Raw genomic sequence first — 12,224 nt, forward strand, 5'->3', positions numbered from 1 at the left:
ATGCTCGGCGACTACTCCCTCGGCGACCTCGGCGCGATCTTCGCCATGCAGGGCTTCGCAGGCCTGATCCTGTTCTCCGTCTACCTGCTGATGGCGCTGGGGCTCGCGATCATCTTCGGCCAGATGGGCGTGATCAACATGGCCCACGGGGAGTTCATGATCCTCGGCGCCTACGTCACCTATCTCTGCTCGACCTTCTTCCAGACCTACCTGCCGGCGCTGTTCCCGATCTACTTCTTCATCGCGATGGGCTTGGCGTTCCTCGCCTCCGGGGCTCTGGGCATGCTGGTGGAATGGGGCCTGATCCGGTTCCTCTACAAGCGCCCGCTCGACACGCTGCTCGCCACCTGGGGCCTGTCGCTGATCCTCCAGCAGGCCTACCGGTCGATCTTCGGCGCCCGCGAGGTCGGCGTCGAATTGCCGTCCTGGCTGATCGGCTCGGTGCAGGTCACCGACACGATCGAGATCCCGATCAACGGCCTGTTCGTCATGGCCGTCACCATCCTGATCACCGTCAGCGTCGCGCTGCTGATCTTCCGGTCGCGCTTCGGCCAGCAGGTCCGCGCCGTGATGTCGAACCGCGCCATGGCGGGGGCGGTCGGCATCGATACCGAGAAGGTCGATCGCTACACGTTCGGCCTCGGCTGCGGCATCGCGGGCATCGCCGGCTCGGCCTTCACGATGATCGGCTCGACCGGGCCGACCTCGGGCCAGCTCTACATCGTCGACACCTTCCTGATCGTCGTGTTCGGCGGGGCCGCGAGCCTGCTCGGCACTATCGCGTCGGCCTTCTCGATCTCCCAGACGCAGTCGACCCTGGAGTTCTTCCTCTCCGGCTCGATGGCCAAGGTCATCACCCTGCTCGCGGTGGTCGGCATCCTGATGCTGAGGCCGCAGGGCCTCTTCACCCTCAAGGTCCGGCGCTGAGGATGTTTTCCCGATGACGAACCCGGTCCAGACTCTCACCAAATCCGTCACCGTCAACGACAACCCGTTCATGAAGCCGGTGGAGTGGCTGAGCCTGCTCCTCCTGGCCGGGGTGATCCTGGTCGTCCTGCCGCTGGTGCTCGACAGCTTCCGCCTCAACCTCGTCGGCAAGTACCTCACCTACGCCTTCGTCGCCCTCGGGCTGGTGATCTGCTGGGGCTACGCGGGTATCCTCTCCCTCGGCCAGGGCGTCTTTTTCGGATTGGGCGGCTACTGCATGGCGATGTACTTGAAGCTGGAAGCTTCGAGCATCGAGAATACGAAAATCCAGTCGACTCCCGGCATCCCGGACTTCATGGACTGGAACCAGATCACCGCCCTCCCCTGGTTCTGGCAGCCGTTCAAGAGCCTGCCGCTGACGCTGATCCTGGCGGTCGCCGTCCCGGTCCTGTTCGCGATGCTGATCTCCTTCGCGATGTTCAAGCGCCGGGTCGGCGGCACCTACTTCGCCATCATCACCCAGGCGATTGCCGCGATCCTGACCATCCTGATCGTCGGCCAGCAGGGCTATACCGGCGGCATCAACGGCATCACCGACCTGCGCACCCTCCACGGCTGGGACATCCGCACCGACTCGGCGAAGTTCATCCTGTACTTCGTCAATGGCGGCCTGCTGATCGCCTGCATCCTGGCGGCGCAGTACGTGAAGAAGTCGAAGCTCGGCCGCATCCTCGTCGCCATGCGCGACAAGGAGGACCGGGTCCGGTTCTCCGGCTACTCGGTGGCGGGGTTCAAGGTCTTCGCCTTCTGCTTCGCCGCCGGACTGGCGGCGATCGGCGGCGCGATGTTCACCCTCCAGGTCGGGTTCATGTCGCCCTCCTTCGTGGGCATCGTCCCCTCGATCGAGATGGTGATCTACGCCGCGGTCGGCGGGCGCCTGTCGCTGTTCGGCGCGGTCTGGGGCACGCTGCTCGTCAACTGGGCCAAGACCAGCTTCTCCGAGAGTTTTCCGGATCTCTGGCTGTTCGGCCTCGGCGCCCTGTTCATCGCGGTGGTGCTGGCTTTCCCGAACGGCCTCGCCGGCATCTGGCGCGAGCATATCGAGCCTCGCCTCACCCGCCGGGTGAAGGGGCTGCGCGCCCCGCCGCCCGCCATCGTCCCGCCCCACGGCACTCCGGCCGAGTGAGCAAGCCATGAACGCCGCGATCCTCTCCTCCCCCGTGGTCGGCGCCGAGGCCGCCCCGCCCGACTACCTCCTCGCCGTCGAGGCGCTCACGGTCTCGTTCGACGGGTTCAAGGCGGTGAACGACGTGTCGTTCTACGTCGATCCCGACGAGATCCGGGTGATCATCGGGCCGAACGGCGCCGGCAAGACCACCGTCCTCGACCTGATCTGCGGCCGCACCCGGGCCAGCGCCGGCTCGATCAAGTACAAGGGCCAGGAACTGACCAAGCTCTCCGAGAGCGCGATCGTGCAGGCCGGCGTCGGCCGCAAGTTCCAGACGCCGTCGATCTACGACGACCTGACGGTGTTCGAGAACCTGGAGATCTCGTTCCCCCGCGGCCGCTCGGTGTTCGGCGCGCTGACGTTCAAGCGGGACGCGGAGGTCCGCGACCGCATCCACGCCATCGCCGAGACGATCTTCCTGAAGGACCAGCTGAAGGAGCGGGCCGAATTCCTGAGCCACGGCCAGAAGCAGTGGCTGGAGATCGGCATGCTGCTGATCCAGGACCCGGAGCTGCTGATGCTCGACGAGCCGGTGGCCGGGATGAGCGTCGGCGAGCGGATCAAGACCGCCGAGCTTCTCAACCAGATCATCAAGGGCCGCTCGGTGCTGGTGATCGAGCACGACATGAAGTTCGTCGAGGACATCGCTCACCGGGTGACCGTCCTGCACCAGGGCAAGGTGCTCTCCGAAGGTTCGATGGAGCGGGTCAAGAACGACCCGAAGGTCATCGAAGTGTACCTGGGACATTGACGATGGCGTCGCTCCAGACTGCGCACATCCCTGGCGTCCAGGCGCCCCCGCTGGCCGCGGCCCCGTCCGCGACGCCGGCCCTCGCCGTCGAGGACCTGCACGCCGCCTACGGCCAGAGCGAGGTCCTGCACGGGCTGACCTTCTCGGTGGCGCCCGGCGAGATCGTCGCCGTGATGGGCCGCAACGGCATGGGCAAGACCACGCTGATGAAGACCCTGATGGGCCTCGTGCCGGTCAGGGCCGGCTCGATCCAGGTCGAGGGCGCGGACGTCGCCGGGCTCAAGAGCCACGCCCGGGTCGCCAAGGGCCTCGCCTACGTGCCGCAGGGCCGCATGATCTTCTCGACCATGACGGTGCAGGAGAACATCGAGACCGGCCTGACAGTCACCGGCACCCGGAAGGTGCCGCAGGACCTCTACGACATGTTCCCGGTCCTGCTGGAGATGAAGGGACGGCGCGGCGGCAACCTCTCGGGCGGGCAGCAGCAGCAGCTCGCCATCGCCCGGGCCCTGGCGAGCCGCCCGAAGGTCCTGCTCCTCGACGAGCCGACCGAGGGCATCCAGCCCTCGATCATCCGCGAGATGGGCCGGACCCTGAAGGCGATCCGCGACCAGCGCGGCCTCTCCATCGTCGTTTCCGAGCAGGTCCTGAGCTTCGCACTCGACGTCGCCGACCGGGTGATCGTGCTGGAGAACGGCGCCATCGTCCACGAGGCCCCGCGCGACGGGATCGACGAGGCCGCCGTCGCCCGGTTCCTGTCGGTTTAGGGGCGCAGCATGGCCGATCACGAGATCTTCGAGCTCGGCGACTTCGTGCTCCAGTGCGGCAAGACGCTGCGCGCGGCCAAGCTCGCCTTCAAGACCTTCGGGACGCTGAGCCCAGCCAAGGACAACGCCATCGTCTACCCGACCTGGTACTCGGGCCAGCACACCGAGAACGAATGGCTGATCGGCCCCGGCAAGGCGCTCGACCCGGACAAGTACTTCATCATCATCCCGAACATGTTCGGTAACGGGCTGTCATCCTCGCCGAGCAACACGCCCGCGCCCTGGAACGGGCCGCGCTTTCCCAACGTCACCGCCCACGACAACGTCCGTGCCCAGCACCGCCTCGTCACCGAGCATTTCGGCATCGAGAAACTCGTGCTCGTCACCGGGTGGTCGATGGGCGCGCTCCAGACCTACCACTGGGCGTCGATGTACCCCGACATGGTGCCGAGAATCCTGCCGTTTCAGGGCTCGGCGAAGTGCTCCCGGCATAATTACGTCTTCCTGGAGGGCGCCAAGGCGGCGCTCCAGGCCGACGCCGCCTGGGCGGAGGGCTGGTACACGAGCCCGCCGACCCGGGGCCTGCGCGCCTTCGGCCGGGTCTACGCGGGCTGGGGACTGTCGCAGACCTTCTACCGCCTTGAGGCCGACATCACCCACATGGGCTACGCCTCGCTGGAGGACTTCCTGATCGGGTTCTGGGAAGGCCTGTTCTACGAGCGCGACGCCAACAACCTGCTCGCCATGCTGTGGACGTGGCAGCACGGCGACATCAGCGCCAACGACACCTTCAAGGGCGACTTCAAGGCCGCGCTCGGCGCCATCCGCGCCAAGGCGATCCTGATGCCCGCCTCGACCGATCTCTATTTCCCGCCCGAGGACAACGCCATCGAGGCGACCGCCATGCCGAACGCGGAGCTGCGCGTGATCGACACGTGGTGGGGCCACTTCGCAGGCGGGCCCGGCACCAGCCCGGACGACATCAAGGTCCTCGACGACGCACTGAAAGAGCTGCTCGCGAGCGGGTGAGAGACGCGCAACGGCGCGCGGACGGGGCCTGCCCCGGTTGAGTCAGGGAGCTGGAGACACGAGATGCCCGAGACGCTGATCAAGGTCGATCTCACGCAATCGGCCTACGACAACGACATGGTGCACAACCGCTGGCACCCCGACATCCCGATGGTCGCCTACGTGAAGCCCGGCGCGGACTTCATCGTCGAGACCTACGACTGGACCGGCGGCTTCATCAAGAACAACGATTCCGCCGACGACGTGCGCGACATCGACCTGTCGATCGTGCACTTCCTCTCGGGACCGATCGGCGTCGAGGGTGCCGAGCCCGGTGACCTTCTGGTGGTCGACCTCCTCGACATCGGCGCCAAGCCCGAGAGCCAGTGGGGCTTCAACGGCTTCTTCTCGAAGAAGAACGGCGGCGGCTTCCTCACCGAGCACTTCCCGCAGGCCCAGAAGTCGATCTGGGACTTCGAGGGCATGTTCACGAAATCCCGCCACGTCCCGGGCGTGCGCTTCCCCGGCCTGATCCATCCCGGCCTGATCGGCTGCCTGCCCGATCCCAAGATGCTGGAGACCTGGAACACCCGCGAGAAGGCGCTCTACGACACCGATCCGGAGCGGGTGCCGGCGCTCGCCACCCTGCCCTTCGGCCCGACCGCCCATATGGGCCGCCTGAAGGGCGACGCGAAGGATGCGGCCGCCGCCACCGGCGCCCGCACGGTCCCGCCCCGCGAGCACGGCGGCAATTGCGACATTAAGGATCTGTCGCGCGGCTCGAAGATCTACTTCCCGGTTTACGTGCCCGGCGCCGGCCTCTCCATGGGCGACCTGCATTTCAGCCAGGGCGACGGCGAGATCACCTTCTGCGGCGCCATCGAGATGGCCGGCTGGGTGCACCTCAAGGTCGAGCTGATCAAGGACGGCATGGCCAAGTACGGGATCAAGAACCCGATCTTCAAGCCGTCGCCGATCACGCCGAAATACGACGACCACTTGATCTTCGAGGGCATCTCGGTCGACGAGAGCGGCGGCCAGCACTACCTCGACGTCCACATCGCCTACCGGCAGGCCTGCCTGAACGCGATCGAGTACCTGAAGAAGTTCGGCTACTCGGGCGCGCAGGCCTACTCGATCCTCGGCACGGCGCCGGTTCAGGGCCACATCTCGGGCGTCGTCGACATCCCGAACGCCTGCGCGACGCTCTGGATACCCACCAAGATCTTCGAGTTCGACATCAACCCCGGCGCCGACGGACCGACCAAGTTCCTCGACGGCTCGGTGCAGATGCCGCTCTCGCCGGATCTCTGACCCTCCGGTCGTCCGGTGGGCACCTCGGTCTCACCGGACGCGACCTGCCCCCTCTCCCGTGCGGGAGAGGGGACCCGCGATCCGTCGGCACCGTTCGCACCTCTCAAGACCCTGCTGGAAGCACCCATGCCCGTCTACGACTACGCCTGCGAGGCCTGCGGGCCCTTCACCGTGATGCGGCCGATGGCGGAGTTCCGCGAGCCGCACGCCTGCCCGGATTGCGGCGGCACGAGCCAGCGCGCCTTCCTCACCGCGCCGCGCATCGCCGGCATGGATGCGGGGCTGCGGGCCGCCCACGCCACTAACGAGCGCAGCCGCCACGCTCCCCGGCGCTCGGGCAGTCACGGGGCCGGCTGCGGCTGCTGCTCACCCAAGAAAGCGAGCGCCGCTCCGGCCGCCGCCAAGAGCTTCCCGAAGGCGCGGCCCTGGATGATCAGCCACTGAGCCGCCCTCAACCGGGGGGACGATCAAGGTCAGGAGGACATCACGCCATGATGCACGGAGACATCTCGTCCAGCCAGGACAGCGTCGGCGTCGCCGTCGTGAACTACAAGATGCCGCGCCTGCACACCCGCGCGGAGGTGCTGGAGAACGCCAAGGCGATCGGCAAGATGATCGTCGGCATGAAGACCGGCCTGCCCGGCCTCGACCTCGTGATCTTCCCCGAATACTCGACCCACGGCATCATGTACGACGCCGCCGAGATGTACGAGACCGCCTCGACGGTCCCGGGCGCGGAGACCGAGGTGTTCGCCGCCGCCTGCCGGGAGGCCAAGGTCTGGGGCGTGTTCTCGCTCACCGGCGAGCGCCACGAGGAGCACCCGCACAAGGCGCCCTACAACACCCTGATCCTGATGAACGACCAGGGCGAGATCGTGCAGAAGTACCGCAAGATCATGCCCTGGACCCCGATCGAGGGCTGGTACCCGGGCGACCGCACCTACGTGTCGGACGGGCCGAAGGGGCTGAAGATCAGCCTGATCATCTGCGACGACGGCAACTATCCCGAGATCTGGCGCGACTGCGCCATGCGGGGCGCCGAGCTGATCATCCGCTGCCAGGGCTACATGTATCCGGCCAAGGAGCAGCAGGTCGTCATCTCGAAGGCGATGGCCTTCGCCAACAACACCTACGTGGCGGTGGCCAACGCGGCGGGCTTCGACGGCGTCTACACCTATTTCGGCCACTCCGCGATCATCGGCTTCGACGGCCGCACGCTCGGCGAGTGCGGCGAGGAGGAGATGGGCATCCAGTACGCCGCCCTATCGAAATTCCTGATCCGGGACTTCCGCGCCCACGGCCAGTCGGAGAACCACCTCTTCAAGCTGCTGCATCGCGGCTACACGGGCATGATCAACTCGAAGGAGAACCGGCACGGGATGTCGGAATGCCCCTACGATTTCTACCGGCGCTGGATCGAGGATCCCGACGGGACCCGCGACGCCGTCCGGGCCATTACCCGTCAGAGCGTCGGCACGGAGGAATGCCCGATCGAGGGCATCCCCTTCGTGGGCAAGGGCCAGGGTGCGCCCGACCCGGCGCGCTGATCGCCGGGCCGGAGCCGCGGGAGAAGTGGGTCTGGGCCGCTCTATTGATGAGGAGGACCATGGACACGACTCCCCTCGGCCCAACCGCCTTCCGGGCCCCGGCCGTCCTGCTCTCCGGACCGGTCGACTACGACATGTACAAGGACTTCCGCCGCCAGCTCGACGCGGCGGGGGACCGCGACCTCGTCGTCGTCGAGCTGACGACGCTCGGCGGCGACCCGGAGGTCGCTCGGATGATGGGCGAGGACATCCGCTTCAACAGCGCGATGGATCCGAACCGGCGATTCGTGTTTCTCGGCAAGGCCGCGATCTACTCGGCCGGCACGACCTTCATGAGCTTCTTCGCCCGGCCCAACCGCTATCTCACGTGCGGGACGCGGCTGATGATCCACGAGCGCAAGATGAACAAGCAGCTTCAGGTCGAAGGACCGCTCACCACCTGCATCGCCTCCGTGGAGGCGACGCTCAACGAGATCCTGTGCTCGATCGAGATCCAGAACGAGGGCTTCGCCAACCTGATCCAGGGCTCTGACGTCACCCTCGACGAGGTGCTCGAGAAGGCACCGTCGAACTGGTACCTCGAGGCCGAGGAGGCCAAGCGGCGCGGCCTGATCGAGGCGGTGATCTGAGCCGCGTCTTTGCGAACGCAGTGAAGCAACCCAGGGCAGCGCGACATCGGCGCGCGCGGCGCTGCTGGATCGCTTCGCCCCGCCCGCGAGGACGATGAAATTTCACAGCGCCGGGTAACAGGGGCCGAGGCTGACCAAGACCGGGGTGAGGGTCCGCGACATGGGAGATCCGGCTCGCGGGCGGCGCGGTCAGGGCGTCGCGGCCGGCTCCGTCAGACGATCGACCGAGAGCAGGTACGCGATCAGCGCCGTCTGCTCTTCGCGCGAGACGCCCGAGCCGGCATCCGCCCAGTAGGCGTGCCCCTTGCCGGTCACGCGGGCGATCCGCGCCGTGTCCGAGGCCGCGTTGGCGGCGATCACCTTCGCCCGGAGATCCCGGTCGACCAGGGCGCGCAGGCTGTTGGCGGGATCGGGGGCGACACCCCGGTACAGCGTGCCCGGGACGCCGAGCTGGCCCTCGGCATCGGGACCGACCGCGACGCCGGAATCGTGCAGGTACGGCGCCGTCCAGGCGAGGCCCACGAGGTTCGGCACCTTGTAGCCGCCCTCCGTTCCCCCCTGCCCCCAGGCGAGCTGCACCTGGGCGAGGGCGTCGCCCGCGAGCGGCATCGGGACGATGACCGGGTCGGCCGGGGTCGGGAACGGCGTGTCGGCGGCGAACATCGCCGGCGCCGACAGGCGCGCCTCCATCTTGGCGCCCGCCCGCGCCCGGGTCGGCTCGGTGCCGATCTCGGCCTCCGGGACGACCCGGTGGTTGGTGAGCGCCGGGCCGGAATGGCAGCTGCCGCAGCCGGCCTTCTCGAACACCGCGCGGCCCGCGCGGACCCGGTCGGGATCCTGCCCGGCGGCCGGCGGGTGCAGCAGGTTCTGGAAGGCCGACATGGCGTTGTTGGCGTGGTTGACCGGCTCCCCGGGCACGGACGTGAACAGGCCGTTGTCGGTGACGTAGTTGGTCGCCGGGTAGGTCGGCAGGACCGCGTAGCTGTTCAGCCCCGGCGAGGCCGGGGTCGGATCGACGCTGCGCAGCACCTCCGACGGGCTCCGGCCGCCGTCGGGCTTGTAGCGGAACGCATCCGTGGCCGAGCCGCGCAGCACGATCCCGAGATACGTCTCGGGATCCATGCCGAACAGCCAGGGCGCGGCGGCGGCGAGCTGGGTCGTGTCGGAATTGGCCGCGTGGACGTTGTTGTTGAGCGAGGACAGGCCCGCGAAGGGCCCGATCGCCTCGCGCCCGCTCCAGCTGTAGGGCTCGCCGTGGGCCGAGAAGCTCGACGGGATCGAGGTCGGGTTGGTCACCCGGTCGGCGGACGAGTCGAAGCTGCCCGGCGGCCAGCTCGCCACCTGCACCTTCGTGGCCGCCTCGACGGAAGCGGCGTCCGGGAGCGCCGGCCCCGTGCCGGTCGAGCCGGTATGCTGCGGATCAGCGGGGGGCTTGGCATCGGCCTCCGGCACGCTGGCGTGCATGAAGTAGGCCGAGGAGTTCTTCGCGAGCGCCATCAGCAGGCCGGCATTGAGGTCGGTGTTGGGCGCACCCTCTACGACCCTGCCGGTGCCGGGATCGACCGCCGCGTGGCACAGGGCGCAGGTGATCCCCATGCGCAGGTGGCCGCGGTCGTAGAAGGTCTTGATCCCGATGATGAAGGCGCCGCCCTTCGGCACGTCGAGCCCGGTCGGGACCAGCTCGCCCGCCCGGTAGACGCGGTCGCCGACGCGCACGTCCCTGGCCATGGCAACTTTGAGATCGGTGGTGCCCTGGCCACCGAGCTTGGCCACCGCCAGGGCGACCTGCGTGGGAGTCAGGCCGCCGTCGAGCATGCCCATGACGTCGGTGAGGAAGACCTCGTTGCCGAACGTCTCCTGATAGAAGGCCTGCCGGCCGCGCTCGACCATGGCGGGATTGATCGCGACCGCACCGCTCTTCGGCGAGAGCGCCTTCCGTCCGGCCTCGATGCCGCTGAGCCGGTCGGCCTCCGCGCGCGAGACGCGGCGGCCGAGGATGTCGAAGGCGGTCTGGATCGGGTAGCGGTCCGGGTTGAGCAGGTCCGCCCGGTCGGGCATCGGCGCGTAGCTGAAGCGGCCGACGCCCAGGGCGACGCCGGCCGCGACGGTCACGAGTCCGGCGGTGATCAGGATGCGGCGCGGCCAGCCCATGGAAACCGTTTGTCCTTCCCGGCGCCCGCCCGCGAGGAAGCGGGACCGGAGGGCCGGGCCTTTAACCGCCGGCCATTGCCAGGGTTCACGGGGGCGGCCGGGACCGGGTGTCGCGTCCCGGCCGCCCCGAACCCTCAGATCTGGACCTGCCCGCCGTCGGCGAACAGCTCGACGCCGTTGACGAAGCTCGCCGCGTCCGAGGCGAGGAACAGCACCGCCTGGGCGATCTCCTCGGGCCGGCCGACGCGGCCGGCCGGGATCTGGCCGGCGAGGACGTCCTTGGTGGCCGCCGCCTGATCGCCGCCGCCGAAGAGCTCGTCGAGGCCGGCGGTCTCGGTCACGCCCGGGCTGATCGTGTTCACGCGGATGCGCCGGTCCTTCAGGTCGAGGATCCAGTTCCGGGCGAAGTTGCGCACCGCCGCCTTGGTGGCCGAGTAGACGCTGAAGGCGGGCGTGCCCGAACTGCCGGTGGTCGATCCGGTGAGTACGATCGCGGCGCCGTCCCGCAGGAGCGGCAGCGCCTTCTGCACGGTGAAGAGCACGCCCTTCACGTTGGTGTCGAAGATGCTCTGGTAATGCGCCTCGGTGATCGCGCCGAGCGGCGCGAAGCTGCCGCCGCCGGCATTGGCGAAGACCACGTCGATCTGCGCGTGCTTCTGCTGGACCGCGTCGTACAGGCGATCGATATCGGCGAGGTTCGCCATGTCGCCGCGGACGCCCGTGATCCGGCCGCCGATCTGCCTCACCGCCGCGTCGAGTGCCTCCTGCCGGCGGCCCGTGATGAACACCGAGGCCCCCTCGGCCACGAAGGCCTGGGCCGCGGCGAGCCCGATGCCGCTGGTGCCGCCAGTCACCACCACGACCTTGTCCTGAAACCTGCCGGTCATCGTCGTTCTCCGCTGTTCGGCACCGTGCGCGCCGTTGGTCGGAGACATGCCGCCGGAACGATGATGCGGGTAGTCGGCGAATGTGGCACTCAGCGTTCCACGGGAGGAACGATGATCCGCGCCGATCTCAACGACTACGTCTACTTCGCCGAGGTCGTCGCGCACGGCGGCTTCGCGGCGGCGGGCCGGGCGCTGCACCAGCCAAAATCGAAGCTGAGCCGCCGCATCGCGGCCCTGGAGGCGCGCCTGGGCGCCCGCCTGATCGAGCGGTCGAGCCGGCGCTTCCGCGTGACCGAGGTCGGCCAGGGCTTCTACGAGCGCTGCCGAGCGATCATGCTGGAGGCGGAGCGGGCCGAGGCGCTGGTCGCGGAGGCGCAGACCGAGCCGCACGGGCGGATCCGCATGAGCTGTCCCACGGGCCTCACCGACATCGTCGCGGCGCGCGTCCGCGGCTTCCTCGTCCGCTACCCCAAGGTGCGGCTGCAGTTGGTCGTGACCGACCGGCCCGTCGACCTGATCGAGGAGCGGATCGACGTGGCGCTGCGGGTCCGCCGGGACCTCACGAGCGACGCGTCGCTGACCATGCGCACGCTCGGAACCTCGCGCTGGATCCTGGTCGCCGCGCCGCGGGTCGCGCGCGGCCTCGGCCCCGACATCGCCGCGCTCGGCGCGGTCCCGACCCTCGGCACCCGCGACGATCCCGGCGAGGCGGAGTGGCGGCTTGAGCACCGCGACGGCACGATCTTCACCCTGCGCCACGAACCGCGCCTGACCTGCGGCGACTTCGCCGCACTCTGCGACGCGGCGGCCGACGGCCTGGGGGTCGCGTTCCTGCCCGACCACGCCTGCACCGACGCGGTCGCGGCGGGCCGGCTCGTGCCCGTCTACCCGGACTGGCAGGGTCAGCCCGGGATCGTGCACATCGTCTTCACGACCCGGCGCGGGCTGCCGCCGGCCGTGCGGGTGCTGATCGACCACCTCGCGGCGACATTCCCGAAGCTGTGAGGCGCGCGCC

General features: G+C 68.6%; 12 protein-coding genes. 10 read left to right on the plus strand and 2 right to left on the minus strand.

Annotation, left to right across the window (positions count from 1 at the left end; all coding sequences use genetic code 11):
• From urtB to C4T42_RS06400, 9 genes are all read left to right on the plus strand, one after another.
• A complete protein-coding gene (gene urtB / locus C4T42_RS06360) occupies window positions 1-927 on the plus strand; it encodes an urea ABC transporter permease subunit UrtB (RefSeq protein WP_012322399.1) in 927 nt (308 codons plus the stop codon).
• A gap of 13 nt (window positions 928-940) precedes the next feature.
• Window positions 941-2,113, plus strand: a complete 1,173-nt coding sequence (urtC, locus tag C4T42_RS06365; protein ID WP_020090546.1) for an urea ABC transporter permease subunit UrtC — start codon at window positions 941-943, stop codon at window positions 2,111-2,113.
• Between the two features lie 7 nt (window positions 2,114-2,120).
• Window positions 2,121-2,906, plus strand: a complete 786-nt coding sequence (urtD, locus tag C4T42_RS06370; RefSeq protein WP_020090547.1) for an urea ABC transporter ATP-binding protein UrtD — start codon at window positions 2,121-2,123, stop codon at window positions 2,904-2,906.
• A gap of 2 nt (window positions 2,907-2,908) precedes the next feature.
• The gene (gene urtE, locus C4T42_RS06375; protein ID WP_020090548.1) at window positions 2,909-3,673 is read left to right on the plus strand and encodes an urea ABC transporter ATP-binding subunit UrtE; all 765 of its coding nucleotides are present in this window, start codon (window positions 2,909-2,911) and stop codon (window positions 3,671-3,673) included.
• Between the two features lie 9 nt (window positions 3,674-3,682).
• Complete coding sequence (locus tag C4T42_RS06380) at window positions 3,683-4,702, plus strand: alpha/beta fold hydrolase (protein ID WP_020090549.1); 1,020 nt, start codon at window positions 3,683-3,685, stop codon at window positions 4,700-4,702.
• 63 nt (window positions 4,703-4,765) lie between these two features.
• Entirely contained in the window at window positions 4,766-5,995 is a 1,230-nt protein-coding gene (gene fmdA / locus C4T42_RS06385; protein ID WP_103984884.1) for a formamidase, read from the plus strand.
• Between the two features lie 126 nt (window positions 5,996-6,121).
• Window positions 6,122-6,439, plus strand: a complete 318-nt coding sequence (locus C4T42_RS06390; RefSeq protein WP_103984885.1) for a zinc ribbon domain-containing protein — start codon at window positions 6,122-6,124, stop codon at window positions 6,437-6,439.
• A 47-nt stretch (window positions 6,440-6,486) separates the two neighbouring features.
• Window positions 6,487-7,542 carry an aliphatic amidase gene (locus C4T42_RS06395; protein ID WP_091977677.1) on the plus strand — a complete coding sequence of 352 codons (1,056 nt, stop codon included), beginning with the start codon at window positions 6,487-6,489 and terminating at the stop codon, window positions 7,540-7,542.
• A gap of 59 nt (window positions 7,543-7,601) precedes the next feature.
• On the plus strand, window positions 7,602-8,171 hold the full coding sequence (locus C4T42_RS06400; RefSeq protein ID WP_103984886.1) for an ATP-dependent Clp protease proteolytic subunit: 570 nt from the start codon (window positions 7,602-7,604) through the stop codon (window positions 8,169-8,171).
• 189 nt (window positions 8,172-8,360) lie between these two features.
• Here C4T42_RS06400 and C4T42_RS06405 read toward each other — a convergent pair whose 3' ends face one another.
• The gene (locus C4T42_RS06405; protein WP_103984887.1) at window positions 8,361-10,322 is read right to left on the minus strand and encodes a cytochrome C oxidase Cbb3; all 1,962 of its coding nucleotides are present in this window, start codon (window positions 10,320-10,322) and stop codon (window positions 8,361-8,363) included.
• Window positions 10,323-10,456: 134 nt separating this feature from the next.
• Complete coding sequence (locus C4T42_RS06410) at window positions 10,457-11,209, minus strand: SDR family oxidoreductase (RefSeq protein ID WP_103984888.1); 753 nt, start codon at window positions 11,207-11,209, stop codon at window positions 10,457-10,459.
• Between the two features lie 111 nt (window positions 11,210-11,320).
• Here C4T42_RS06410 and C4T42_RS06415 point away from each other — a divergent pair, with 111 nt between their 5' ends.
• Window positions 11,321-12,214 carry a LysR substrate-binding domain-containing protein gene (locus C4T42_RS06415; protein WP_103984889.1) on the plus strand — a complete coding sequence of 298 codons (894 nt, stop codon included), beginning with the start codon at window positions 11,321-11,323 and terminating at the stop codon, window positions 12,212-12,214.
• Window positions 12,215-12,224 lie beyond the last annotated feature (10 nt).

Source organism: Methylobacterium sp. 190mf (assembly GCF_900107945.1).
Lineage (GTDB): Bacteria > Pseudomonadota > Alphaproteobacteria > Rhizobiales > Beijerinckiaceae > Methylobacterium.

What these genes read in the sequence shown, in the direction of transcription:
- urtB (WP_012322399.1), top strand. Translation starts at nt 1, where the DNA reads ATGCTCGGCGACTACTCCCTCGGCGACCTCGGCGCGATCTTCGCCATG.
- urtC (WP_020090546.1), top strand. Translation starts at nt 941, where the DNA reads ATGACGAACCCGGTCCAGACTCTCACCAAATCCGTCACCGTCAACGAC.
- urtD (WP_020090547.1), top strand. Translation starts at nt 2,121, where the DNA reads ATGAACGCCGCGATCCTCTCCTCCCCCGTGGTCGGCGCCGAGGCCGCC.
- urtE (WP_020090548.1), top strand. Translation starts at nt 2,909, where the DNA reads ATGGCGTCGCTCCAGACTGCGCACATCCCTGGCGTCCAGGCGCCCCCG.
- C4T42_RS06380 (WP_020090549.1), top strand. Translation starts at nt 3,683, where the DNA reads ATGGCCGATCACGAGATCTTCGAGCTCGGCGACTTCGTGCTCCAGTGC.
- fmdA (WP_103984884.1), top strand. Translation starts at nt 4,766, where the DNA reads ATGCCCGAGACGCTGATCAAGGTCGATCTCACGCAATCGGCCTACGAC.
- C4T42_RS06390 (WP_103984885.1), top strand. Translation starts at nt 6,122, where the DNA reads ATGCCCGTCTACGACTACGCCTGCGAGGCCTGCGGGCCCTTCACCGTG.
- C4T42_RS06395 (WP_091977677.1), top strand. Translation starts at nt 6,487, where the DNA reads ATGATGCACGGAGACATCTCGTCCAGCCAGGACAGCGTCGGCGTCGCC.
- C4T42_RS06400 (WP_103984886.1), top strand. Translation starts at nt 7,602, where the DNA reads ATGGACACGACTCCCCTCGGCCCAACCGCCTTCCGGGCCCCGGCCGTC.
- C4T42_RS06405 (WP_103984887.1), bottom strand. Translation starts at nt 10,322, where the DNA reads ATGGGCTGGCCGCGCCGCATCCTGATCACCGCCGGACTCGTGACCGTC.
- C4T42_RS06410 (WP_103984888.1), bottom strand. Translation starts at nt 11,209, where the DNA reads ATGACCGGCAGGTTTCAGGACAAGGTCGTGGTGGTGACTGGCGGCACC.
- C4T42_RS06415 (WP_103984889.1), top strand. Translation starts at nt 11,321, where the DNA reads ATGATCCGCGCCGATCTCAACGACTACGTCTACTTCGCCGAGGTCGTC.